The organism is Methanothermococcus thermolithotrophicus DSM 2095 (genome assembly GCF_000376965.1).
GTDB lineage: Archaea > AGJL01 > Methanococci > Methanococcales > Methanococcaceae > Methanothermococcus > Methanothermococcus thermolithotrophicus.
In genome coordinates this window covers 1-22432 of sequence record NZ_AQXV01000046.1, presented here as the reverse complement: position 1 = coordinate 22432, position 22432 = coordinate 1, and the positions used below count along the sequence as shown (strand labels likewise).

The 22432-nt window shown below is 32.2% G+C and carries 20 protein-coding genes; 17 read left to right on the top strand and 3 right to left on the bottom strand.

Features of this window, described 5'->3' with window-relative positions; genetic code table 11:
- Positions 1–199: 199 nt before the first annotated feature.
- The 13 genes from F555_RS0104305 to F555_RS0104245 all read left to right on the top strand — a co-directional run bounded on the left by F555_RS0104305 (position 200) and on the right by F555_RS0104245 (position 14655).
- A complete protein-coding gene (locus F555_RS0104305; RefSeq protein ID WP_018153989.1) occupies positions 200–1084 on the top strand; it encodes a pantoate kinase in 885 nt (294 codons plus the stop codon).
- A 162-nt stretch (positions 1085–1246) separates the two neighbouring features.
- The gene (locus F555_RS0104300) at positions 1247–2104 is read left to right on the top strand and encodes a zinc metalloprotease HtpX (protein ID WP_018153988.1); all 858 of its coding nucleotides are present in this window, start codon (positions 1247–1249) and stop codon (positions 2102–2104) included.
- Positions 2105–2246: 142 nt separating this feature from the next.
- On the top strand, positions 2247–2933 hold the full coding sequence (locus tag F555_RS0104295; protein WP_050559939.1) for a DUF5612 domain-containing protein: 687 nt from the start codon (positions 2247–2249) through the stop codon (positions 2931–2933).
- A 133-nt stretch (positions 2934–3066) separates the two neighbouring features.
- Positions 3067–4788, top strand: coding sequence for an adenine deaminase (gene ade / locus F555_RS0104290; RefSeq protein ID WP_018153986.1), 1722 nt, complete (start codon positions 3067–3069; stop codon positions 4786–4788).
- Positions 4789–4843: 55 nt separating this feature from the next.
- Complete coding sequence (locus tag F555_RS0104285) at positions 4844–5824, top strand: methionine synthase (protein ID WP_018153985.1); 981 nt, start codon at positions 4844–4846, stop codon at positions 5822–5824.
- A gap of 1200 nt (positions 5825–7024) precedes the next feature.
- The gene (locus F555_RS09685; protein ID WP_394296279.1) at positions 7025–7249 is read left to right on the top strand and encodes a helix-turn-helix transcriptional regulator; all 225 of its coding nucleotides are present in this window, start codon (positions 7025–7027) and stop codon (positions 7247–7249) included.
- Positions 7239–8261, top strand: a complete 1023-nt coding sequence (locus F555_RS0104275; RefSeq protein WP_018153983.1) for a cell wall-binding repeat-containing protein — start codon at positions 7239–7241, stop codon at positions 8259–8261. Before F555_RS09685 ends, F555_RS0104275 begins: the two co-directional genes overlap by 11 nt.
- Before the next feature lie 28 nt (positions 8262–8289).
- On the top strand, positions 8290–9075 hold the full coding sequence (locus F555_RS0104270) for a 2,3-bisphosphoglycerate-dependent phosphoglycerate mutase (RefSeq protein WP_018153982.1): 786 nt from the start codon (positions 8290–8292) through the stop codon (positions 9073–9075).
- A 13-nt stretch (positions 9076–9088) separates the two neighbouring features.
- Positions 9089–10198, top strand: a complete 1110-nt coding sequence (locus F555_RS0104265) for an MJ1255/VC2487 family glycosyltransferase (protein ID WP_018153981.1) — start codon at positions 9089–9091, stop codon at positions 10196–10198.
- 150 nt (positions 10199–10348) lie between these two features.
- Complete coding sequence (locus F555_RS0104260) at positions 10349–11347, top strand: 2-phospho-L-lactate transferase (RefSeq protein ID WP_018153980.1); 999 nt, start codon at positions 10349–10351, stop codon at positions 11345–11347.
- Between the two features lie 146 nt (positions 11348–11493).
- Entirely contained in the window at positions 11494–12294 is an 801-nt protein-coding gene (locus tag F555_RS0104255; RefSeq protein WP_018153979.1) for a GTP cyclohydrolase III, read from the top strand.
- Between the two features lie 54 nt (positions 12295–12348).
- A complete protein-coding gene (locus F555_RS0104250) occupies positions 12349–13137 on the top strand; it encodes an MJ0144 family RNA dihydrouridine synthase-like protein (RefSeq protein ID WP_018153978.1) in 789 nt (262 codons plus the stop codon).
- An 87-nt stretch (positions 13138–13224) separates the two neighbouring features.
- Positions 13225–14655 (top strand): hypothetical protein, encoded by a 1431-nt coding sequence (locus F555_RS0104245; protein WP_018153977.1) that lies wholly within the window; start codon positions 13225–13227, stop codon positions 14653–14655.
- An 18-nt stretch (positions 14656–14673) separates the two neighbouring features.
- Here F555_RS0104245 and F555_RS0104240 read toward each other — a convergent pair whose 3' ends face one another.
- Positions 14674–15087: a CBS domain-containing protein gene (locus F555_RS0104240; protein ID WP_018153976.1), complete on the bottom strand. Its 414-nt coding sequence runs from the start codon at positions 15085–15087 to the stop codon at positions 14674–14676.
- A 200-nt stretch (positions 15088–15287) separates the two neighbouring features.
- Here F555_RS0104240 and F555_RS0104235 point away from each other — a divergent pair, with 200 nt between their 5' ends.
- Positions 15288–16247, top strand: a complete 960-nt coding sequence (locus tag F555_RS0104235) for a DUF1611 domain-containing protein (protein ID WP_018153975.1) — start codon at positions 15288–15290, stop codon at positions 16245–16247.
- 24 nt (positions 16248–16271) lie between these two features.
- On the opposite strand, the gene F555_RS0104230 is transcribed toward F555_RS0104235, so the two are convergent.
- Positions 16272–17441 (bottom strand): GMC family oxidoreductase N-terminal domain-containing protein, encoded by a 1170-nt coding sequence (locus F555_RS0104230; RefSeq protein WP_018153974.1) that lies wholly within the window; start codon positions 17439–17441, stop codon positions 16272–16274.
- A gap of 329 nt (positions 17442–17770) precedes the next feature.
- Between F555_RS0104230 and F555_RS0104225 the strand changes: the two genes are divergently transcribed.
- A complete protein-coding gene (locus F555_RS0104225; protein WP_018153973.1) occupies positions 17771–18631 on the top strand; it encodes a ribose-phosphate diphosphokinase in 861 nt (286 codons plus the stop codon).
- A gap of 32 nt (positions 18632–18663) precedes the next feature.
- Here F555_RS0104225 and comD read toward each other — a convergent pair whose 3' ends face one another.
- Positions 18664–19170 (bottom strand): sulfopyruvate decarboxylase subunit alpha, encoded by a 507-nt coding sequence (gene comD / locus F555_RS0104220; protein WP_018153972.1) that lies wholly within the window; start codon positions 19168–19170, stop codon positions 18664–18666.
- A 278-nt stretch (positions 19171–19448) separates the two neighbouring features.
- Here comD and F555_RS0104215 point away from each other — a divergent pair, with 278 nt between their 5' ends.
- Both F555_RS0104215 and F555_RS0104210 read left to right on the top strand, forming a co-directional pair.
- On the top strand, positions 19449–20756 hold the full coding sequence (locus tag F555_RS0104215) for a tRNA (N(6)-L-threonylcarbamoyladenosine(37)-C(2))-methylthiotransferase (RefSeq protein WP_018153971.1): 1308 nt from the start codon (positions 19449–19451) through the stop codon (positions 20754–20756).
- Between the two features lie 270 nt (positions 20757–21026).
- Positions 21027–22432: HAMP domain-containing protein (locus F555_RS0104210; RefSeq protein ID WP_018153970.1), on the top strand; the 1406-nt coding region annotated here is incomplete at its 3' end.

Genomic DNA, 22432 nt, shown 5'->3' with positions numbered 1-22432 from the left:
ATAACTTTTTGATCAAACTTCAATGTTCTTGAATAGTCATTCTACAAACTATACATATAAGATTTTAAAAAATTCAAATTACAATAATTCTGTATTAGTTATAATTGAAATTTAAAGAATATTGAGTATAAATATTGTAGAACGATTATATGTGCAAAAAGTTTGACTACCATATTCAAAAGAATTTTCAGGTGCTGACATGTTTATTCCGGGTCATATCACGGGTTTTTTCAAAATATGTAAAAATAAAGACGATATATTAAAAACAGGCTCTACAGGGGCAGGCATAAATTTAAACAAAGGTACATACACCGAACTGGTTGAAGGAAAGGGAGGTATATATTTTAATGGTGAAAAGATAGATTTATGTCCAGTTAAAGAAGTAATTAAAAATTACAAAGAATATTATAATTTAGATGAATTTGATTACAATATTATTCATAAATCTGATTTCCCACTTGGGTGTGGGTTAGGAACCTCTGGAAGTTGTACACTGGGAGCTGCATATGGGTTGAGCGAAATATATAAGTTTATAAATAATCATCAAGATAATAGATATAACCATAAAAATAAAGATAATTATGAAATCGAAAATCCAATTGTAAAGTTGGCCCATATATCAGAAGTACAGTGTAGTACAGGTCTAGGTGATGTTATTGCACAATATACCAAAGGTTTTGTAATAAGAAAAAAACCAGGTTTTCCAATATCTGTTGAAAAAATTCATATTGAAGATATAGAAAACTACCATGTAGTAGTTGAGATACTCGGAAAAAAAGAAACTGACTCAATTATAAACAACCCCAACTGGATAGATAAAATCAATAAGACCTCCGACGAGCTACTTGGGAAACTTTTGAAAAAGCCAACTTTAAAAAACTTCATGGATCTTTCTCTTTATTTTGCTAAAAATACCGGACTTGCAAATGACAAAATACTCGAAATATGTGATGACTTAAAATTTACACTCGGAGCTTCTCAGGCGATGCTTGGAAATACGATATTCTGCATCTGCGAAAAAAATCAGCTGGATGATGTTCTGTCAATATTGAAAAATCCAATGGTTTGTAAAATATATCAGTAATATAGTCGTTCTACGAATACATTCCATAAATATTTCTTTAAATTGAAATTTAAAGCATATTTAATACTATTTAAAATTTAAGTATGTTAAATGAAATCTAATTGCAGAACGACCATAAAAATAATAAGAATAAAAAATAACAAAAAATAGGAACGTGAGAAAATGATGGCCACACTAAAAGTCATTTTACTTATGGGAGTTTTAACAGGTTTACTTTATGGAGCATTTATGTTGCTCAACATCCATCCGGTGCTGGCAATAATGTTCGCATTGGTGCCAAACTTAATAGCTTACTTCTACAGCGATAAATTAGTTTTAATGAGCTACGGTGCAAAAATAGTAGATGAACATGAATTCCCTACACTCCACAGGATAGTTGAAAAAATCGCCAATAAGGCAGGGATTCCAAAACCGAAGATAGCCATAGTTGATACTCCAACGCCAAATGCCTTTGCAACAGGAAGAAGTCCAAAGAATGCAGTTGTAGCGGTTACTACGGGAATTTTAAGTCTTCTATCAAAAGAAGAACTCGAAGGAGTGATAGCTCACGAGATTAGCCACATTAAACATAGGGACATACTTGTAAGTACAATTGTTGCTACAATGGCTGGAGCTATTGTCTATATTGCAAACTGGCTCCAGTGGGGGATGTTCTTTGGATTTGGGCAGGATGATGAAGATAACCCAGTACACCTGATAGGTACCTTGTTATTTATATTTTTAGCCCCAATTGCAGCAACACTTGTGCAGTTTGCCATTTCACGGCAGAGGGAATATTTTGCAGACGAAGACGGGGCGAAACTATCCAACCCATACTATTTGGCAAATGCCCTTTCAAAACTTGAAAAAGGGGTTAGATACCACCCAATGGAAAAAGGAAATCCTGCAACAGAGCATATGTTCATAGTAAACCCATTTAAAGGAGATACTTTAATTAAATTATTCTCAACGCACCCTCCAACAGAAGAGAGGATAAGGCGATTAATGGAAATGGCAAGAAATCCAAGATATTTAGGGTAATTTATGAATATCAAAAGGTTTTCAAAACCCTTAACAAGTTATGGAAATCAATATTTTCAACATCCTTAACGGGAAAACCAGACAATAATTGAGGATAACTATGGAGATAAACAACACCTACAAACAGGATAAAGAACCGCACATGGGATTTGAAAAGGAGCTCTACTCCCTTCATGATGAGATTGGTTTAACGGTGGTTGCGGATAATAGAATAGGGGTCCTACATAAACTGACTGGAATTATCTCAAAGTTAAATGGAAATATACTATACACCCAGCAGTTTATAAAAAACAAAGATAAGGGATTAATTTATATGGAAATTGAAGGAATAGACAACGAAAAAAAACTTATAGAAAATATAAGAAGCTTGGACTGCGTACTCGATGTTGAGATACACAATAGTCTTAAAAAAATATTTGGTAAAAGAGTGATAATAGTAGGCGGAGGAGCTCAGGTGTCTCAAGTAGCCATAGGTGCAATAAGCGAAGCAGATAGACACAACATAAGGGGGGAAAGAATCAGTGTGGATACCATGCCAGTAGTTGGGGAAGAAAACTTAGCTGATGCAGTTTTAGCTGTTGAAAAACTACCAAGAGTGGGAGTTTTAGTACTTGCTGGCTCTTTAATGGGGGGAAAAATAACTGAAGCCATAAAAAGACTTAAGGAAAAAACAGACGTTCATGTAATATCCTTAAACATGTTTGGAAGTGCTCCAAAAGTTGCAGATCTGGTGATTACCGACCCTGTTCAGGCGGGAGTAGTAGCAGTTATGGCTGTCGCATATACTGCAAAGTTTGATATCAATAAGGTAAAGGGCAAAATTATCTAATTTTAAAAATTTATTATTACTATTTTATTTTCTTCCCATGAATCAAAAACTATGTACTTACTACAAAAATTAGTATACAGGACTTAGCACAAAACTTCGATTTTCTAATTTCATGGCTATCATAGGTGTTGTTATGATAATTTTAAAAAATGGGAATATTGTAGATATATACACAGGGGAAATAGTAAAAGGGAATATTGGAATACAAAATGGCAAAATAGCTTTTGTAGATTTAAATGACCAAATTTCTAACGAATTTCATAATTCATCAATTGGCTACAAAGTGGATAAAGTTATTGATTTAAAGGGAAAGTATGTTTCCCCGACTTTTATAGACTCCCACATCCATATAGAATCTTCACACCAAATACCCTCTGAATTTGAAAAATATGCGCTTTTAAACGGAGTTACAAAGGTCGTAATAGATCCCCACGAAATTGCAAATGTTCTGGGAATTGATGGAATAAAATTTATGCTGAACGATGCTAAAATCCTCAACGTTTTTTTAATGGTTCCATCCTGTGTTCCAGCTACAGCCTTGGAAACTAACGGAGCTGAAATTACTGCAAAAGATATTGAGAAACTATTTAAATATAATAATCGGATTCTTGGCCTTGGGGAGGTTATGAACTACATAGGCGTTATAAATGGAGATAAAGAAGTTTTAGAAAAAATCGAAGTTGCCAAAAGATATAACAAACTGATAGATGGCCACTGCCCACAGCTAACTGGATTGGAGCTCTGTAAGTATATTGAAAAGGGAATAATGTCTGATCATGAATGTGTAGAACCTGAAGAGACTCTTGAAAAGCTTAGACTTGGATTAAAAATAATGGTTAGGGAAGGTTCTGCGTCAAAGAATATAGATATTTTAAAAATAAGGGAAAAAATTAACGACATGAGAAACTTGATGTTGGTTAGTGATGACATCTCTGCAAAGGATTTAAAAAACGGATATATGCTAAATATACTAAAAAAAGCCACTAAATATGTCTCACCTGTTGAAGCCATACAGATGGTAACTATCAATCCAGGTAATTATTTTGGTTTTGATGTAGGGATAAAACCATCAAATGAAGCTAATTTGATAATTTTTGATGATTTAAATGAATTTAAAGTTAGTAAAATAATGGTAAATGGGAAATTCTTAGATGAGCTCTTAAACAATAACAACTACAATAACCATGATTTAAATCAAAAGAACAAAAGTATCAAAAAACTAAACACGATACATTATGACTACAAAAATGAAGAAGATTTTTTAATAAACGGTATTGATAGTTTATATCATCAGTATCGGCATAGTGATTTTAAAATAAGAAGGTGTAGGGCAATAAAACCAATAAATAACTCATTAATAACCAAAGAGAAAATTATAAAGTTGGATGATGCAAAAGAGAAACTAAACGATAGAGAATTAAACAGAATAGCCGTTGTTGAAAGGCACAAAAACACAAATAGAATTGGAAAAGGCCTTGTTGTGGATTTTCTAAAAAGAGGTACCTTGGCATCGTCATACTCTCATGACAGTCATAATGTTGTTGTGGTTGGAAACGATCCTGCAGATATGGCAGTTGCAGTTAATTTTTTAAAGGATATTGGCGGCGGATTTGTGGCCGTTGAGAATGGAAAAGTTGTTGAATATGTAATGCTAAACGTTGCAGGAATTATGGGGGATGATGGGGAGTACATTTTGAGAAAGACTGAATCTCTGGAAGAAAAAACAAAAGATTGGAGTGATTTTGAAAATATATTTTTATCAATGTCGTTTTTGACACTTCCTGTAATTCCAGAACTTAAAATAACCGATATGGGTCTTGTTAAGAATATGGAGATTGTAGATCTGTTAATTTAATAGAATATAACTATAATAACTATAATTTTACAATATACACTATACGGTGATCTTTATGATAAAAACAGTGGTTGGAAGTTATCCAGTAGTTACAAAGGAACCAGAAGGGTTAATCGAGAAAATTAAGGACAAAATCGGCATGTATGATAAATACAGTTATGCCATAGAAAAAGCAGTTATTGACCAGTTGAATGCAGGTATCGATGTAGTAAGTGACGGCCAAGTAAGAGGCGACATGGTAGAAATATTTATAAACAGCATGTATGGATTTGAAGGAAAAAAGGTTGTTGGCAAAATAGAACATGTGAAGCCCATAACATTAAAGGATATAAAATACAGCTTAAACATCCTAAAAACTAAAACAAAAGGGGAACGTCATGGAAATAAAAGATCTTCAATACCTTTAACAGGTAAGGGAGTAAAGGGCATAATTACCGGACCCTGCACTATTGCATCATCCATAAGGGTTGAAAATTATTATTCAGACAATAAGGATGAAAACTTAATATATGACTTGTCTATTGCACTAAAAAAAGAAGCTGAATCAATTCAAAATTATGTTAAGATGATTCAAATAGACGAACCTATCCTCTCAACAGGACTCTATGACTTAGAAACTGCCAGAAGAGCTATCAATAAAATAACTGAGAATTTAAAAGTACCTGTTGTTATGCACGTTTGTGGAAACGTGGTTGACATATTTGAAGATTTAAACAAGTTTAATGTAGATATACTGGACCATGAATTTGCTTCAAATAAAAAGAATTTAGAAATACTTGAATTCATTGAAAAGAAAGTAGGTTTTGGATGTATCAACACCAAATTAAAAACTGTCGAAGATGTAAGTGAAATAGAAGATTTAATAAATGAAGGAATAGAGATATTAAAGAATAATGATAATTTGAAAAATAATTTAAAGGATTCTATAATTATAGATCCCGATTGTGGTATGAGACTCCTGCCTTTGGATGTTGCCTACAATAAACTTAAAAATATGGTTCGGGCATCAGAAGCTGTTGAAAAAGAACTTCTATAGTTGCATTAAAAATGCAGCAAAATGCACCTTAAAAATTTTGAGGAGAATAAAATGCACCTTAAAAGGAAATTATGGGGATTTTTGATATTGATCTTCTTTCTCGGTTCTTTGAATTTTAGTAATGCCATTGTATTCGAAGACTACAACGTCGTATGTGAAATAGATCAAAATAACAAGATCCACGAAACCATAATTCTGAAGATATACAATGATGACTCTGAGGAAATTAAAGACATAACATATATTGTTCCCCAGGAAATTAGTGATTTGGTTATCGAGTCAGATAAAGGTGTCAAATCTTACTCATCGGTTTCCAACGATGGCTCAACAGAAATTACTATTGTACTAGAACAACCAATAAAAAAAGGGGAAAGGGGAGTAATAAAAATCGAATTTAATAGTGATATAGTATGGGATAAACTGGGAAAGAAATTACTATCCATGAGTGTCCCAGCAGTTCCTTCAAATTTCTCGATGTCTATAAAATTACCACCAGGTGCGGCAGTAGTTTCTCCAGCAGAAGGATTACTTAGTATAACTCCTCAAGATTATGTTATTGATACCGATGGAAAGAGAATTTTCATAAAGTGGGAAAGGGAGCTCGATGGTACTGAGAAATACTTTACAACAACAGTAACTTATGTAGTATTAACTCCGGAAGGCCAAAACCAAAATATACTTTATTTCATAATTGGTGGCTTGGTTTTATTTTCAGGATTTTTAATAATAAGACACATTAGGAATAACAGAAGAAACAAAAAAGAAATTTATGAATTGAACTCCCAAATAGAGCTCCTGCATAAGGAGTTGGAACTATTAAATGTAAATTTAGCCAATAAAGAAAAGGAAATTAGAAGACTGGAAGAAATAAATGAGCTCATCGTAGATGAATCAGAAGATCTAAAGAAAAAAATAGATAATTATGAGAGTAAAGTTGAAAAATTAAATTCCGAAATAGAGGATCTACGAACAAACTGTGAAAAGGAAAGGGAAAAGAACAATGAACTAACCGATAAACTAAAAAAAGAAATTAAGGAAAAAGAGGAAAAAATAAAAGAATTGATCAACTGTAGAAATTTAATTGAAGAATATCAAAAAGAAATAAAAACATTAAGTGAAAAATTGAAGGAAAAAGAAGAACAGATAAAGATCTTAAAAAAGAAAATCGAAGATTACGAGAAAAATAGAAGCGAAACACTGATGAATATACTTACAGATGAAGAAAAAATGATAATTGGACTAATAAAAGAACATGGTGATATAACACAGAAAGACCTTGTTGAAATAACCGGAATGACCAAGCCAAAAATTTCAAGAATGGTGTCTGACCTTGAACAGAGGGGAATAATAAGAAAGGTCAAAATAGGCAGAATAAACAAGATAGTCATATCTGACGACTTCAAAGGTGATTGTTATGGACCATAAGAATATTTTATTAATTATTTTTTTGATTTTTTTATCCAGTTTAACCCCCAATACTGCTATCAAAATAGGCGAAAAGCCTTCATTGTCGAATGTTGTTATTATCACTAATGAAAACTGGCCAGATTATATAACTGCAGTTGACTATGCCCATATTTCGGGAGGAATTATACTTCAAACGGATGGAGACCGATTAAATCCTGACGTGGAAAATATAATAAAATCCGTGAATCCTGAAAAAATAGTTATTGTGGGCGGCCACTTGGCTGTTTCAGAAGATGTTGAAAATGATTTAATGCAATATGGAAATGTAATAAGAGTTTGGGGAACTGATAGAATAAAAACCAATGAACAACTACTAAAAACATACATAAATGATCCAAATGACTCTGAAAGGTTATGTATTGTTAACGGATATAAATTTAATGAAGTTGTAACGGTTTCAAATGATTATGTTCCAGTCTATGGACTTATATTGGTTTTAGATCCTGGAAATACCATTAGAGTTTATGAAAATGACCGCGTTAAAATATACACTTCAAATAGATACTATGGAAAAAAATATTTTGGCACATATAGAAAAAATCAAATTCGAGAAATTCCTGGCAAAATAGTGATATTGGAAAAAGCTGATGTGAATTCAAAATACTGCTATAATCCCGATATATGTGAATTTGGATATACCAAGGCCAACATAAGCACTAGCACAGATGAAGGAATTCTAATAACTAAAAATACTCCAGCGGCATTATTACTGTCAAAGTACTTAGATATACCAGTTATTACCGCTGGAAAAACTGTAATCTACCTTGAGGATGATCCAATTAAAAGTAGTATAACTGTTGCAGTGGATATTTTAGTCCTTAAAAAAACTAAAGAGCTCTACAGAATAAATGGCGGGGATTTTGATCAGGCATTAGATGAGGCAAAAACTCAGTTATGGTCTAAACAAATACCTGTTGAAAAATATAATATTCCCTATAGATACGCTAAAAAGTATGTAGAAAATAATTAAATTATTATATTCCAATTCAGGTGATTCTATGCCTTATTTAGTATTAATCAGACATGGCGAAAGTATATGGAACAAATTAAATCTTTTCACAGGGTGGGTGGATGTTCCATTAAGTGAAAATGGACTAAATGAAGCTATAAAAGCCGGGGAGCTCCTAAAAAATTATAAATTTGATATCGCACATACCTCGGAATTGATAAGGGCTATGCAGACGCTTATGATAGTGATGTCAAAAAACATAGCTTCAGGATTTCCTAAAATTGAACACGAAAGCGGCAAGATGAAAGATTGGGGGAAAATATATGATAATCTAGACAAAATTCGAGAAATTTCAGACTCACAAATCGAAGATTCATCGGAAAATGGAAAAAATTATCTCCCAGTCTATAAGTCGTGGCGATTAAATGAACGGTATTATGGAAAACTCCAAGGTATAAACAAGGATGAAGCTAGTAAGATTTACGGAAAGGAAAAAGTCTTTTTATGGAGGAGAAGTTACGATATTGCCCCTCCCGGTGGAGAATCCCTTAAAGATACCTCTAAAAGAACCGTACCATACTTTAAAGAAAACATAATACCTGAGCTCCAAAAGGATAAAAACATAATAGTTTCGGCTCATGGGAATAGTTTAAGATCCATAGTATCATATATCGAAAACTTAAGTACTGAAGAGATCCCAAAACTTAACATTCCTACAGGAGTACCTCTTTTTTACAAGTATGACGTTCAAGAAGAGAAACTTGAAAGGATAGGCTATTTAATTAAAAAAGACAGTTTTATAAATGACTTAGATTACGAATCTCATACAATATAATGTGGTGAACCCTATGAAAATACTGATTTCGGTGTGTGGCGAAGGGTTTGGTCACACGACAAGATGCATTGCAATAGGGGAGGAATTATCAAAAGAACACGACGTAAAATTCATAGCTTACGGCAAAAGTAAGAACTTCATAGAGATGTCTAATTATGAAGTTTTTGAAACCTATCCTGAGATAAAACTAACAGGGAATAATGGAAAGTTCGATATTAAAAAGAGTATATTTAATAAAGATTATAACCCTGCAAAAGCCGTAAAAAGAGAGGTAGAAATAATAAAAACCTACGATCCAGATGTGATTATATCGGACTGTAAATATAGTACAGTTATGGCATCGAAATTTTTAAAAAAACCGTACTATATTATAACAAATCAAAATTACACTAAAACTAATAAAAAAGAGAGAATTATTATTTATCCGGTTATGGAACTGTTAAATATTATAAATAAATCTGCTGAAAGGGTTATTATTCCAGATTTACCTTTACCCTATACCATATGCGAATATAATTTAAAAGCAATTGATAATTTAGTATTCGTTGGTCCCTTAATTAGATATTCCCTGTACGATGAATCTAACAAATTTGAGCCCAATAAAAGTAAGAATGACAATTCTAGGGATTATATTCTATGCGTAATAGGCGGTTTTGAGTATAGATTTAGAATACTAGAGCTATTAAACAAAATAGCAGAAAAGAAAAATTTAAAGGTAAAAATGGTTTGTGGTAGCCATGAGGTCGCAAAAAAACTGAATAAAATAAAATCTAAAAACGTAGAAATTATACCTTTAGTTACCGATATGGAGGACTTGATAAAAAACTGCTCTTTTATAGTGTGCCATGGAGGGCATTCTACACTCATGGAAGCCATAAGTTTTGGAAAACCTATTGTAACTATTCCTGATTTGGATCATCCAGAACAGGAAAATAATGCTAAGAAGATAGATGAATTGAAATGTGGAATAGCATTATCGCATAAGGATTTGGACAACAAACTTGAAGAAGCCCTGGATGAAATCCAGAACAATAAAATATACTTTAAAAACGCTGAAAAATTGAAAAATCTTTGTAAAAAATATAATGGGAGAAAAAATATAAGAAAAGAAATTTGTGTATGATGATTTAATCGTTTGGCGAATAATCGATATATTATAATATACTTTCAAAATAAATTAAACAAAACCATAAATCAACCGATAGTTTTAAGAATTTAATAGAGTTAAGTTTAACCCCTAGTGCAACCAATATAAATATTATAAGGTGTAGTAATGAAAGTAACTGTTTTATCTGGAGGAACTGGGACCCCAAAATTAATACAGGGTTTAAAAAACATATTACATGAAGAAGACATTTCGGTAATAGTAAATACTGGAGAAGATACTTGGGTAGGGGACCTATATATTTCTCCCGATGTGGATACTGTTCTCTACACATTTTCAGATCTTATAAATGAGGAAACATGGTATGGAATAAAAAATGATACTTTTCACTGCCATGAACAGTTGAAAAAACTGGAGTATGATGAATTTCTTAGAATAGGGGACAGAGATAGAGCTCTTAAAATGCATAAAACCCATCTCATTAAAAATGGTTATAAGTTATCAGAGATCATAGAGATGGAGAGAAAATTATTAGGTATTAAGGCGAAAATATACCCAATGACAGATGATCATGTAGAAACCAAAATCTTAGCATTGGACAAATCCGAAGATAAACAAAAATCACAAAGTGATTTTTGTAGCTCTCCGATTGAACAAAACCTTCAGTTTTGTAGCTCTCCGATTCTCCTAAAATTTCATGATTTCTGGATTAAAAGAAGAGGTAATGTTAATGTTTTAGATGTTATCTATGAGAATTCAAATTATGCAGGAGTTGTCGAAGCTGCATTAAATGATATCGAAAATAGTGATTTTGTTTTGATAGGTCCGTCTAATCCCATAACTTCCATAGGACCAATTTTAAGTATTAAAGATATTAAAAAGGCACTTATGGACAAAACTGTTTTTGTCGTTTCTCCAATAGTTGGGGAAAGTGCCATTAGCGGTCCAGCAGGGATGTTGATGAATGCAAAGGGGTATGATGTGGATGTTGTTGGAGTTTATGAATTTTATAAAGACATAGTAGATACTATGATCATAGACAATATCGATAAAAATAAAAAAGATAGAATAGGGTGTGAAGTCATAACCACAAATACTATTATGAAGGGGTTAAATGATAAAGTAAATTTGGCAAAAGATATTATAAAATGCTTTGATGAAATATAAAATTGTGAATAAGCCATTAGAAAATCAATTATGTTCTAAATTTATTTAAAAAATTATTATTAAATATTTATAGTACTTCAAGAATGATAATGTATGAATCATAATAAAATTAGACATAACAACCCATAGGATGATAGGATGATAGGATGATTCAAATAACGGTTATACAGATAGACAACTATGGACCATGGACTGTTACCCCAAAACCAAGAAGAGAAAGCGATTTACAAGCATTGCAATCAAGATTATACAGTGATTTGAACCTGCAATTTGGTGCCCATAAAGGGCTTGTATTCTATACAAGATTCGACAACTTAATTGCAATAACAAATGGCATAGATTTAACAACTCACAAAAGAATTCAAGACAGTATTAAAAATAGATATCCATTTACAGTTAGCATGGTAATAGCTTCAGCAGAAACTCCGTATGAAGCTCAGAAATTGGCTACTGAAAAACTTCAAGAACATGGTAGTGCTCAAGATGAATATAGAAAAGAGATTTTAGATGTTGCAAATGAATTTGTGATGAATGGATATGTCCAATTGGCACACGTTGATATTAACAACATCACCAAGACATTAACCGATGTAGAAAATGCCTACGACATATATTTAAATGTTCATGAAGTGCAGTTGAAATTAATAAAGGGATTAAAGAAGTACAACTCAATGGGATTTTTTATCGGTGGAGACAACTTTATGTGCCCATGTAATGGAATGACTGAGAATGATTTTTTAAATATGTTTGATGATATCGTAGATTCTTGTGGCGTAGAATTGAAAGCTGGAATAGGTATTGGAAAAACCGCCGAAGATGCTTCAAATCTTGCAGATGTTGGGTTGGAGCTCATAAGGGATGGAAAAACCAAAAGTCCTGTATGTACACTCAAACAAGATGGTGAGAATAGTAAAAAAACAGCTTACAATTACATGTGTCCAATATAACATAGAGAGCATTAAACAAGAAAACCTGTATTTATTCAATTTGGCGGGGGTCATATGGAACAGCAAGTATTGAATAAAAATAATATAAATAAAATAGTTTTGGCTCCAATGGCCGGAATAACTGACGGGGATTTTTGTAAAAAACTAGGCACTGGTTTATTTGGTATCGTCACTATCGGGGCATATAATTTAGATGAGGAAACTTTAGTAGCCAGTGAAAAAATTGCTAAAAGAGGCAGAAAAGAGTTTGTTTATAACTTGAATGATTTTGAAGAATTGATTGTATCTGAAATAAAAAAGGCAAAGGAAAGTAGAGCTCTTGTTTCGATAAATATAAGGTTTATAGATATAGATAAAAGTTTGGATAGAATAAAAACCATTGGAAAACACGCCGATATAATTGAATTAAACTGCCATTGTAGGCAGAAAGAAATTACAGATTTAGGTATTGGTCAAGAGCTCTTAAAAAAAGAAAACAATGAAAGATTAAAAAACTTTTTAGTTAAAATATCGGACTTAAATCTAAAAACTCCTATTTTTCTAAAGGTAAGGGCCAACTATGTTAGTGTCGCTGAACTAATATACAACTTAAACTGCGTGAAAGATTATTTCCATGGGATACACATAGATTGTTTTAATCCTGGCAAAGACTATGCCGATTTGGATTATTTAAAAGCCATGCGAAACAACTTTAAAGATAAAATTATTATTGGAAACAACTCAATAAGATCCATTGGAGATGCAAAAAATATGCTTAAATATGCCGATTTTGTTTCAGTTGCACGATGTGTTTTGAGTGGAAATGTAGAATGGATTAAAGAATTCAATAGAACGCAGATATAATTTTTTACTCTTTTTAAATATATTAGTTTATATACAAATAACCCCAAACTAATTTTAGCTTTTTTAAACATCAGGGGTGGGCATTTAATGAAAAAATTATTAATGGGTGTATTTTTAGTTTTTGCAGTTGTAGCTTTAACCGGCTGTGTAGATGAATATTTAGGACTATCTTTGGAAGATGTCAATCCAGAAAAATTTATTGTTGAAAAAGGAGAGGTTCATTATTACAAATGGGATGTAAATTCAGAGAAAATGCGTTTAAAATTCCAAATAGAGAGCGATGAACCAATCGATATATTTATTGTTCCAACAGACGAAAATTTGAATAATTTGCAAAATGGGAAAAAGTTCCAATACATTCCAGAATTATCAAGAGAAAAAACATTATCATTTAGTGGAGAAGGAACGACCTTAAATTCATCCCATTTGGTAATTGTCAATTATGGAAATAAGGATGCAAAGGTATCACTTAAAAGTTTAGTATTAGAATGTTATGAGGGGGAAGAAACATTAAAATCAGATATTCATAATCCCCTAAAATTTATTTCGAAAGAGGTAAGTTTTAACACCTCAACTACTTATTATGGACCATATCCATTAGCATTTTACAATACCCATTATGAACTTGGAGAGCCGGATATAACATTTAATATAATCAATAATGGAGATAAGCCAGCAACCATAAAACTCACATCTGAATATCAAGGATATAGTAACAAAGCAGTAACAACAGAAACAATGGATCCAAAAGAAACAAAAGAGATAAATCAAACAATTCCCTTAATAAAAGATAAAATAGAAAAAATAAAGACCAAAACAAAATTCAGTTTACATTATACAATTGAGTATGATAACAATGGGGAATGGAAAACTCACGACGAACAAACTGTAATGATTGACGTCTATCCCATGGATACAATGTTATGGGCAATTAAAGACGATAATGGAAATTATATCCTAATGAATGAATATATTGCGGTCTTTGTAGTTCCAAAAGATGAAAGCATCATGGAAGTGTTAAGTAAAGCAAAAGAATATCATCCTGAGAGAAGTTTAAGTGGTTATCAATCAGAAGATGTTAATTCACAAGTTAAGGCAATATATGATGCATTAAAGTATGATTATAAAGTTAGTTATATAGATGTGTCAAATGCCTATGGAAAAGATGTAGTTCAGAAAGTACGATTACCAAAAGAGTCATTGAAACTTAAATCTACAAACTGCATTGATGGATCAGTATTATTCGCCTCAGCTATTGAAGCTTTAGGGATGCGTCCATACATTATTATACTTCCCGAACATGCATTTGTTGCATGGGATATTGATGAAAACGGAGCATATGGTATTGTAGCATTAGAAACTACTATGGTTGGAAATGCTAACTTCGAAGAAGCTTTAAATGAAGGTAACCGAGAGCTCGAGGAAAATTGGGATGTATTAATTGATGATGACCCATGGAATGGGCAAATAATCGATATAAAAGAGTGTAGAGAACAAGGAATACTACCAATGGAATAAACTCAATATTAATTATAATTATAATGATTTGGAAATTACCCTTATAATATCTCCATCAGAGATTATTCCTACCAATTTTTTTTCTTCATCAGTTACTGGAAGTTGATTTATTATTTCCTGTCCATTTCCAAACATATCCATCTTTTTTATTGCCTCAACAATTGAATCTTCAGGACTTACCGTAACAACGTTTTTGGTCATTACATCACTAACCCTGGTATCAAGTGTGTATTTATCTATTATTAAATTATAACCTATGTCTGTAGTAGTTATTATTCCAATAACTTTTTTATCGTTATCAACTACTGGCAAACAGCTTATCTTATATTTTAGAAGGATTTCAAAAGCTTCAACCACACCTTCTTCTGGTGAAACTGAAACAACATCCTTTGTCATTATGTCTTTGACTTTTACATCCATAATTTCTTTCATTAAATTCCCTCCTGTATGCCATATATTAATCCGAGTTTAATAGTTAACAGTTTGTCCAAAAATGTTTTTAAACTAAATGTTCAATTTTATATGGGATTTTAAATTTATTAAATAACCTATTTGGCTTTAAATGAAAAAGTTTATATACCCCTTCCCATAAGGACGTTTGAAAATTATTACTAAATTGCAAAAGGGATTTTATGATTAAAAAGGCTAAATTATCCCATGAAAACAAAGTTTCAAGTGGAATCAAGAGATTTAGTGATTTAAAAATAGATGACAGAGACTATGACACATTCATATGGACTAAGGAAATTCTTGAACCTGAAGAAATCGATATCTGGAAGAAAACCATTGAAAACGAAATAAAAAATGGAAAAAATATATACAATATGGCAAGACTCTACAGAGCTCATGATTTTGCTGAGCTCGTGGAGCTCGCTAAAAAGTATGGAGTAAATGTTTTCGATTGTTCAGACCCAAACAAATTTGAAAAATTAAAAGATTATGCTGAAATGGGACTAAATGGAATTAATGGAACGGTAATAACAATAATGGGCACAGGCCGGCAGTGTGGAAAATTCACAACATCAATGGTTTTAAAAAAATGCCTTGAAAAATACTACAACGTAGGAATTGTAGGAACTGAACCTCAGTCAGCCATATGTGGTGCAGATGAAATGGTAATCCCTCAGGTTATACCTGCCTGTCATGTAGCTTCCACAATATTTGGGGCGATTAAAAAAGTTGATTTGGAAAATAAGGACATTATCATAGTTTCAGGACAGACTGGTATTTTTTCAGACCCTTTAGAGGTTGGAACTGGTAGAGGCGGCGGAGTAATTAGTTTATCCATCTTATTAGGTTCAAGACCTGATTTTATACTATTGGCATCAAATACTGCAGATTCAAAAGAAATAAAACGTAACATTAACTTAGTGGAAGATTTAACTGGAAAAAAAGTCATCGGCGTTACATTAAACGGCAAAAATATATCCACCACAATCTCAGATTCTGAAAAACAGGGTTCTTCAAACAACCAAAATCTGGAGGACATTATAAATAAACTAAATTTAGAATTAGGAATACCTGTAGCAGAGGTTATAAAAGGCATTAATCTGCAAAATCTCGTAGATGAAATAGTAAAAAATATAAAATAATTAAATAGTTAAATAAGGATAGTTTTATGATTTTATAGTTTTTAGATAATTGGCAAGTTTTTTTCCAATTCCGATTATTGCAAGAATTGGTGGAGCTCCTGGAGCTTCGGAGAATACAGAAGCATCACACACAAACAGGTTCTCCACCTCTGTCTCAAAGTTTTTATCTACAACCTTTCCAACTGCACAGGTTCCTCCAGGATGGGAGCCCCTTGGAATTGTAGAGTATATCCTGTCTATCCCAACTTCACTAAGCATGCTGGATACGGTTCCAACTCCTTCAGACATTATTTGAGCATCTTTTTTTGTTATAGGTTTCTTTACATAATCTTTTCCAACTTCACCAACACTTTCATCCTTTATCTTCACCATAAACCCGATTATATCTTCTTTATTTACATTCTCGTATTCTTTGATCCTATCGTAGAGTAACATAGAGTAATGGGTTGCAAGAATAAAATCTTTGTATTTTTTATGTATAGACATAGGAACTTCTTTGTTGAAATTTGCTCCTTTTAATATTCCACCAACTGTAACAAATGTATCTACAAAGAGATTTTTTCCAAGGTGCTCATTATCCAATATACTGCTCAATATTCTTGGTGAATCTATTCCACCTGCTGAAACTATAACTTTTTTGGATTTAAAGATCTTCCTTCTGTTCTCATTTCTATCTATACATTCAACAGAGAAAATATCTCCGTCTTTTTTAATGTTAATTACTTCACAATTAATTATTATGTCGGCATTTGATTTTTTTATAAAATCCAGAGGAGTCCATTTTGCATCACATGGCCTATGGGCACACATTCCGCATTTATTACATTTACTGAAATCTATATATTTTGGAGTCCTTTCAAATCCAAAATCAAAAAATCTTTTTGTGGTATCGTTGATAAATTCCATTGGAACTGCACTGACATTCAACTCCTTCTCTATCTCTTCATATATTTCATCTTCAATTTTTATGTCCTTTAATTTTATCCTAATCGCATTTCCTACTGAAAATACCACAGCACCACCAAGGGAGTTTGAATACAGTACATCCACACAGTCTTCTTCTATTGCATATTGGGGCATATCTCCCTTTTCAATTAACAGTATTCTTTTATCTGGAAAGAATTTACTCAACTCCTTTAAGACAGTACTGCCTCCTACTCCTGAACCTATCACAATAAAGTCATAATTATACATGTCCTAACCTCACTACATATTGATTATGGATAATAGGGTAAATAAATATATAAAGTGAAAATTCTAAAAGAATTTTCACAATATCGAGCTCACGTAGTGAGCGAAGAACTATGAAAATCCATTATTGGATTTTCATTTAATCCCTTCACTCACGAATGGAGTAAAGTAAAAATGTAATAGTTGAGTAAAATCTTTACGGTTTCAACCCTCACTTAGGTGGGTGTTGAAAGAATTTTAAACCAACTTGTTAAAATTAAAATTATTTTTTTAACATATTTAAAATTTTACCATAATGCATTACATATACTAAAAATTTTTAAGGTGATATAGTGATAATAGTAACTGGTTCCAATTCCCAAGATTTAGCCTACAGGGTGGCCAAATTATCAAACTCAAAACTTATGAGAGTTGAATCAAAGAAGTTTCCTGATGGAGAAATATATGTTAGAATCCACGGTGATGTAAAAGGAGAAGATGCTGTTTTAATTCAAACACAGAGTAGCCAAAATGATGCAATAATTGAAACTATATTACTATGTGAAGCCCTAAGGGACGAAGGTGCAGAAAGTATAACTGTAGTTGCCCCTTATTTGGCATATGCTAGGCAGGATAAAAAATTCAACAGTGGAGAACCTATAAGCATTAAGGCTTTAGCAAAGTTATATTCAACTGTTTGTGACAGATTTATAACCATAAACCCCCATGAAGTACATATTGAAAAGTTCTTTAGTATTCCATTCATATACGGGGACGCAGTTGGTAAATTGGCAGAATATTTCAAGGATAAATTGGACAATCCAATCATACTTTCCCCAGATAGGGGAGCTATTGAGTTGGCAAAAAGAGCTTCCGAAGTACTAAGCTGTGAATACGATTACCTTGAAAAAACGAGAATTTCACCAACTGAAATAAAAATAGCCCCTAAAAATTTAGATGTAAATGGAAGGGATGTATTAATTGTTGATGACATAATATCCACCGGAGGAACAATGGCAACTGCAATAGGCATGTTAAAAGAGCTGGGGGCTAAAAAAGTAATGGCATCCTGTGTCCATCCTGTTCTAATTGGGGATGCATTAAACAAGCTCTACATGGGTGGGGCCGATGAGGTTGTAGGTACAGATACCTATCTATCAGAAGTCAGTAAGGTCAGTGTTGATACAGTAATTGCCGATTTATTGAAAAAATAAAATTATATTTTAGATTTCCACTACATAATATTTTAATCATATTCCCAATAAAGTCCATCCAATAAAATAGCTACAGGATATCCCATTGTAGTTGAAAGCTCAGAAGCATAAATAACTAGTTTATAGGCCTCTTCTGGAGTTTTTGGACAGTAATATGGAATTTCAACAGTTTCAAGTAATTTCTTAGTCCATTGGCCCATAGGTATTTGAGCAGGAATTTTTTCCTTTAAATCCCCTCGGTGACTGATTATCATAGTTAATGGAATCTGATAAACTTTACAGAGGGAACCTATTGCATTTATTGAATTTCCCAGACCTGAATTCTGCATTAATATGGCTGTTTTTTTCCCAGCCAGGTGAGCTCCTGCACACACCCCTATACCTTCTTCTTCTCTTGTTACAGGAATATGAATTAATTCCTTCTCACTACACTGATCAACAAGTTTTAAAAGATTACTCAAATTTGCACATGGAACACTAGTTATAAAATCTATTCCTGATTTTTTGATTGCCTTATAAATTGCCTCAGTTGCATTCATATTCTCTCACCAACTAACTGTTAAAATAATGATATGATAAGATTGTAAATTATATTATATAAGCTCTTAAAACTTTTAGAAGAAATTTCATATTATAATGGTGTGCAATTTAAGTAAATCATTCAATACATTGTAAATGAATACTGTAGTAAATAAGCCCAATTTAATTTAACAATGTATATTTATGTTTAAATAAAATTTACCTGTATCATTAGTTATGTGAGTAATGCACACCACCATACTTACTAACTTTTTGACTCTAAAATAAGGGAGATATTATGACTGTAAAAATATATGTTGAAGGATATGGTTGCACTTTAAACTCTGCAGATACCACGATAATAGAAAATTCCATCAAAGAATTTAAAGACTTCCAAATAATAGACAAAGATGAAGATGCCGACATTGTAGTTATAAACACCTGTATAGTTAGATTGGAAACAGAACATAAAATGATTTCAAGGATAAAGTATCTCAGATCATTGAATAAAAAAGTTGTTGTAGCAGGTTGTATGGCAAAAGCTCTAAGGGAAAAATTAGAAGGTATTTCAGATATTTTAATAATGCCTAAAGAAGCCCATTTATCTGGAAAGATGCTCCATAATTTATTCAATGAGCGTATAGAAAAAGAAATCATACCGAAAGACAGAAATAAAAATAAAATAGGTAAAATTGGAATAGATTCCAATAACTTAAACGATAAATTGAAATATTTAAAGCCCTCAAAAAATTCAATAATTGTACCTCTTCCAATATGTGAAGGATGTGTTGGAAAATGCTCCTACTGTATTGTAAAAGTTGCTAGAGGTAGGTTAATATCTTACGACAGAGAATTTATTGTAAAAAAAGCCGATGAACTAATAAAAAACGGTGCAAAATGCCTATTGGTTACCGCCCAGGATACTGCATGCTATGGTTTTGATAGAAACGATAATCTTCCAAACCTAATAAACGATTTATGCTCAATAGAAGGGAAATTTGGAATGAGAATTGGAATGATGCATGCAAAAAACGCTCTAGAAATTTTAGACGAACTGGTTGAATCTTATAAAAACGACAAGGTTACCAAATTTTTACATCTGCCAATCCAAAGCGGTGATGACGGAGTTTTAAAGGACATGAAAAGAGAATATACTGTTGATGAATTCATCTCGGTAATAAGTGAATTCAGAAGAAAGATAAAAAACCTAAACTTCACAACAGATGTTATTGTAGGTTTTCCAACTGAAACAGAGGAAGCATTTGAGAACACCTTAGAGATATTGAAAAAACTAAAGCCAGATTACACTCATGGGGCAAAATACACCCAAAGAAAATATACCGAAGCTGCAAGACTTAAACAGGTGGATACAAAAATAAGAAAAAGAAGATCTGAGATATTAAACGAATTAAGAAGAGAACTGAGCTATGAAAACAATAAAAAACATATTGGAGAGAAATTTGAAATATTGGTTACTGGGAAAAACGAAGGAATAACTGAAAATTGTAAACCAGTTAAGTTTAACGAAGATGCTGAGATTGGAACCTTTAGAACCATAAAAATAACTGAAGCTAAAACTTTCGGTTTATTTGGAGAGCTTAAGTAACATATCGCCGAGCTATGATATACTACCCCATCTTTTTTACCATTAAATTATTATAACGTCATTTATAGATAGGCCATAATTATTTTTTTGATTGCCATATTGAAAATCTTTATAAAGTATATTGTAGTATAATTTTTCACGATTTCTTAAATTGCAATATGTATAATATTTGCATACTGCTTTCATAAGATAATATAAATATATATGATATAATGTTATAAATGTATCAATCCCATATGATAAAATGCGTAGTCGGTAAAGGGGGATACAATGAACAAACTAAAAAATGTATCATTGAAAACAAAATTGATAATCATGACTGCAATGCTGTCTATACTATCTATTACAGTAGCAGGTTTTTATTCATACGATACAGCAAAAAGCAGTTTATTGGATGAAGAGTTTAACAAACTTGACGCAGTGAAAATCATTAAAAAGAATCAAATTGAAGCATATTTCAATACTAAAAGAAAAGACATTGAAACACTTTCTGAATTACCATCAATAAGAAAGGCCCTGAGAGACTATACTGAGGCGTATAAAAAAGGAATAAATTCAGTAGAATATAAAGAGAGTGAAAAAAAATGGAATGGTATTTTATCAACATATACAAAAAAACATAACTATTACGATTTATTTTTAATAGACAAAAATGGAAACGTAGTATATACAGTATGTAGAGAACCGGATTATGCAACAAACTTAATAAACGGGCCTTATGCATCAACAGGTTTAGGAATAGCGTTTAAAGAGGCATTAAATGGAAAATTCAAGATAACTGACATTGAACATTACGCACCATCCAACGACGCACCTGCAATGTTTATGGCGGTGCCAGTTTATGATGATGGGGAATTAATAGGAGTGTTAGCTCTTCAAATACCATTGGATGAGATAAGTAAAATAATGAACGAAAGAACTGGACTTGGCGATACTGGTGAAACTTACCTGGTAGGTAAGGATTTATTGATGAGATCTGATTCAAGATTCTCAAATGAACCAACAACATTAAAATTGAAAGTAGATACTGAAACAGCAAAATTGGCCATTGAAGGAAAAGAAGGTCATAAAATAATCACCGATTATAGGGGTGTTCCAGTACTGAGCTCATATGCCCCTGTAACAATATGTGGGCAAATTAAATGGGGAATATTATCTGAAATCGACTTAGCCGAGGCAATGGCACCAGTAGATGACTTGAGAAATAATATAATAATTGGCTTGATAGTATTGGCATTACTGTCCTCTGCTGCAGCATATTACATCTTAGAGCACTTAATAATAAGATATTTGAGAGAGCTCGAAAACATTCTGGACGAATTAATAAAAGGCAATTTGGAAATAGAACCAAAAATAAAATTCAACAATGATGAGATAGGTAGGTTGTATGATAAAGTGAGTACGTTGGTTGAAAACCTGCAAGAAGAGGCCAAACGACAACTTGAAGATAAAAAAGCACTGGCACAAACATTTAAAGAGCTTACCATGACTATGCAGAAAGTTGCCGAAGGAGATCTAACAGTGAGAATGGATGAAAGTGGAAAACAGAACAAACTTCAAAAAACCATCAACATGATGATAGACAACATGTCAAACCTAATAAATGAACTAAAAGCTCAAATAATCGACTTAAACAAAGAGATAAAAACACTAAGGGAAGAAATTGAAAGGGCAAA

Excerpts from the sequence above, each read along its gene's own strand:
- F555_RS0104305 (WP_018153989.1), top strand. The coding sequence starts at position 200 with ATGTTTATTCCGGGTCATATCACGGGTTTTTTCAAAATATGTAAAAAT.
- F555_RS0104300 (WP_018153988.1), top strand. The coding sequence starts at position 1,247 with ATGATGGCCACACTAAAAGTCATTTTACTTATGGGAGTTTTAACAGGT.
- F555_RS0104295 (WP_050559939.1), top strand. The coding sequence starts at position 2,247 with ATGGGATTTGAAAAGGAGCTCTACTCCCTTCATGATGAGATTGGTTTA.
- ade (WP_018153986.1), top strand. The coding sequence starts at position 3,067 with ATGATAATTTTAAAAAATGGGAATATTGTAGATATATACACAGGGGAA.
- F555_RS0104285 (WP_018153985.1), top strand. The coding sequence starts at position 4,844 with ATGATAAAAACAGTGGTTGGAAGTTATCCAGTAGTTACAAAGGAACCA.
- F555_RS09685 (WP_394296279.1), top strand. The coding sequence starts at position 7,025 with ATGAATATACTTACAGATGAAGAAAAAATGATAATTGGACTAATAAAA.
- F555_RS0104275 (WP_018153983.1), top strand. The coding sequence starts at position 7,239 with ATGGACCATAAGAATATTTTATTAATTATTTTTTTGATTTTTTTATCC.
- F555_RS0104270 (WP_018153982.1), top strand. The coding sequence starts at position 8,290 with ATGCCTTATTTAGTATTAATCAGACATGGCGAAAGTATATGGAACAAA.
- F555_RS0104265 (WP_018153981.1), top strand. The coding sequence starts at position 9,089 with ATGAAAATACTGATTTCGGTGTGTGGCGAAGGGTTTGGTCACACGACA.
- F555_RS0104260 (WP_018153980.1), top strand. The coding sequence starts at position 10,349 with ATGAAAGTAACTGTTTTATCTGGAGGAACTGGGACCCCAAAATTAATA.
- F555_RS0104255 (WP_018153979.1), top strand. The coding sequence starts at position 11,494 with ATGATTCAAATAACGGTTATACAGATAGACAACTATGGACCATGGACT.
- F555_RS0104250 (WP_018153978.1), top strand. The coding sequence starts at position 12,349 with ATGGAACAGCAAGTATTGAATAAAAATAATATAAATAAAATAGTTTTG.
- F555_RS0104245 (WP_018153977.1), top strand. The coding sequence starts at position 13,225 with ATGAAAAAATTATTAATGGGTGTATTTTTAGTTTTTGCAGTTGTAGCT.
- F555_RS0104240 (WP_018153976.1), bottom strand. The coding sequence starts at position 15,087 with ATGAAAGAAATTATGGATGTAAAAGTCAAAGACATAATGACAAAGGAT.
- F555_RS0104235 (WP_018153975.1), top strand. The coding sequence starts at position 15,288 with ATGATTAAAAAGGCTAAATTATCCCATGAAAACAAAGTTTCAAGTGGA.
- F555_RS0104230 (WP_018153974.1), bottom strand. The coding sequence starts at position 17,441 with ATGTATAATTATGACTTTATTGTGATAGGTTCAGGAGTAGGAGGCAGT.
- comD (WP_018153972.1), bottom strand. The coding sequence starts at position 19,170 with ATGAATGCAACTGAGGCAATTTATAAGGCAATCAAAAAATCAGGAATA.
- F555_RS0104215 (WP_018153971.1), top strand. The coding sequence starts at position 19,449 with ATGACTGTAAAAATATATGTTGAAGGATATGGTTGCACTTTAAACTCT.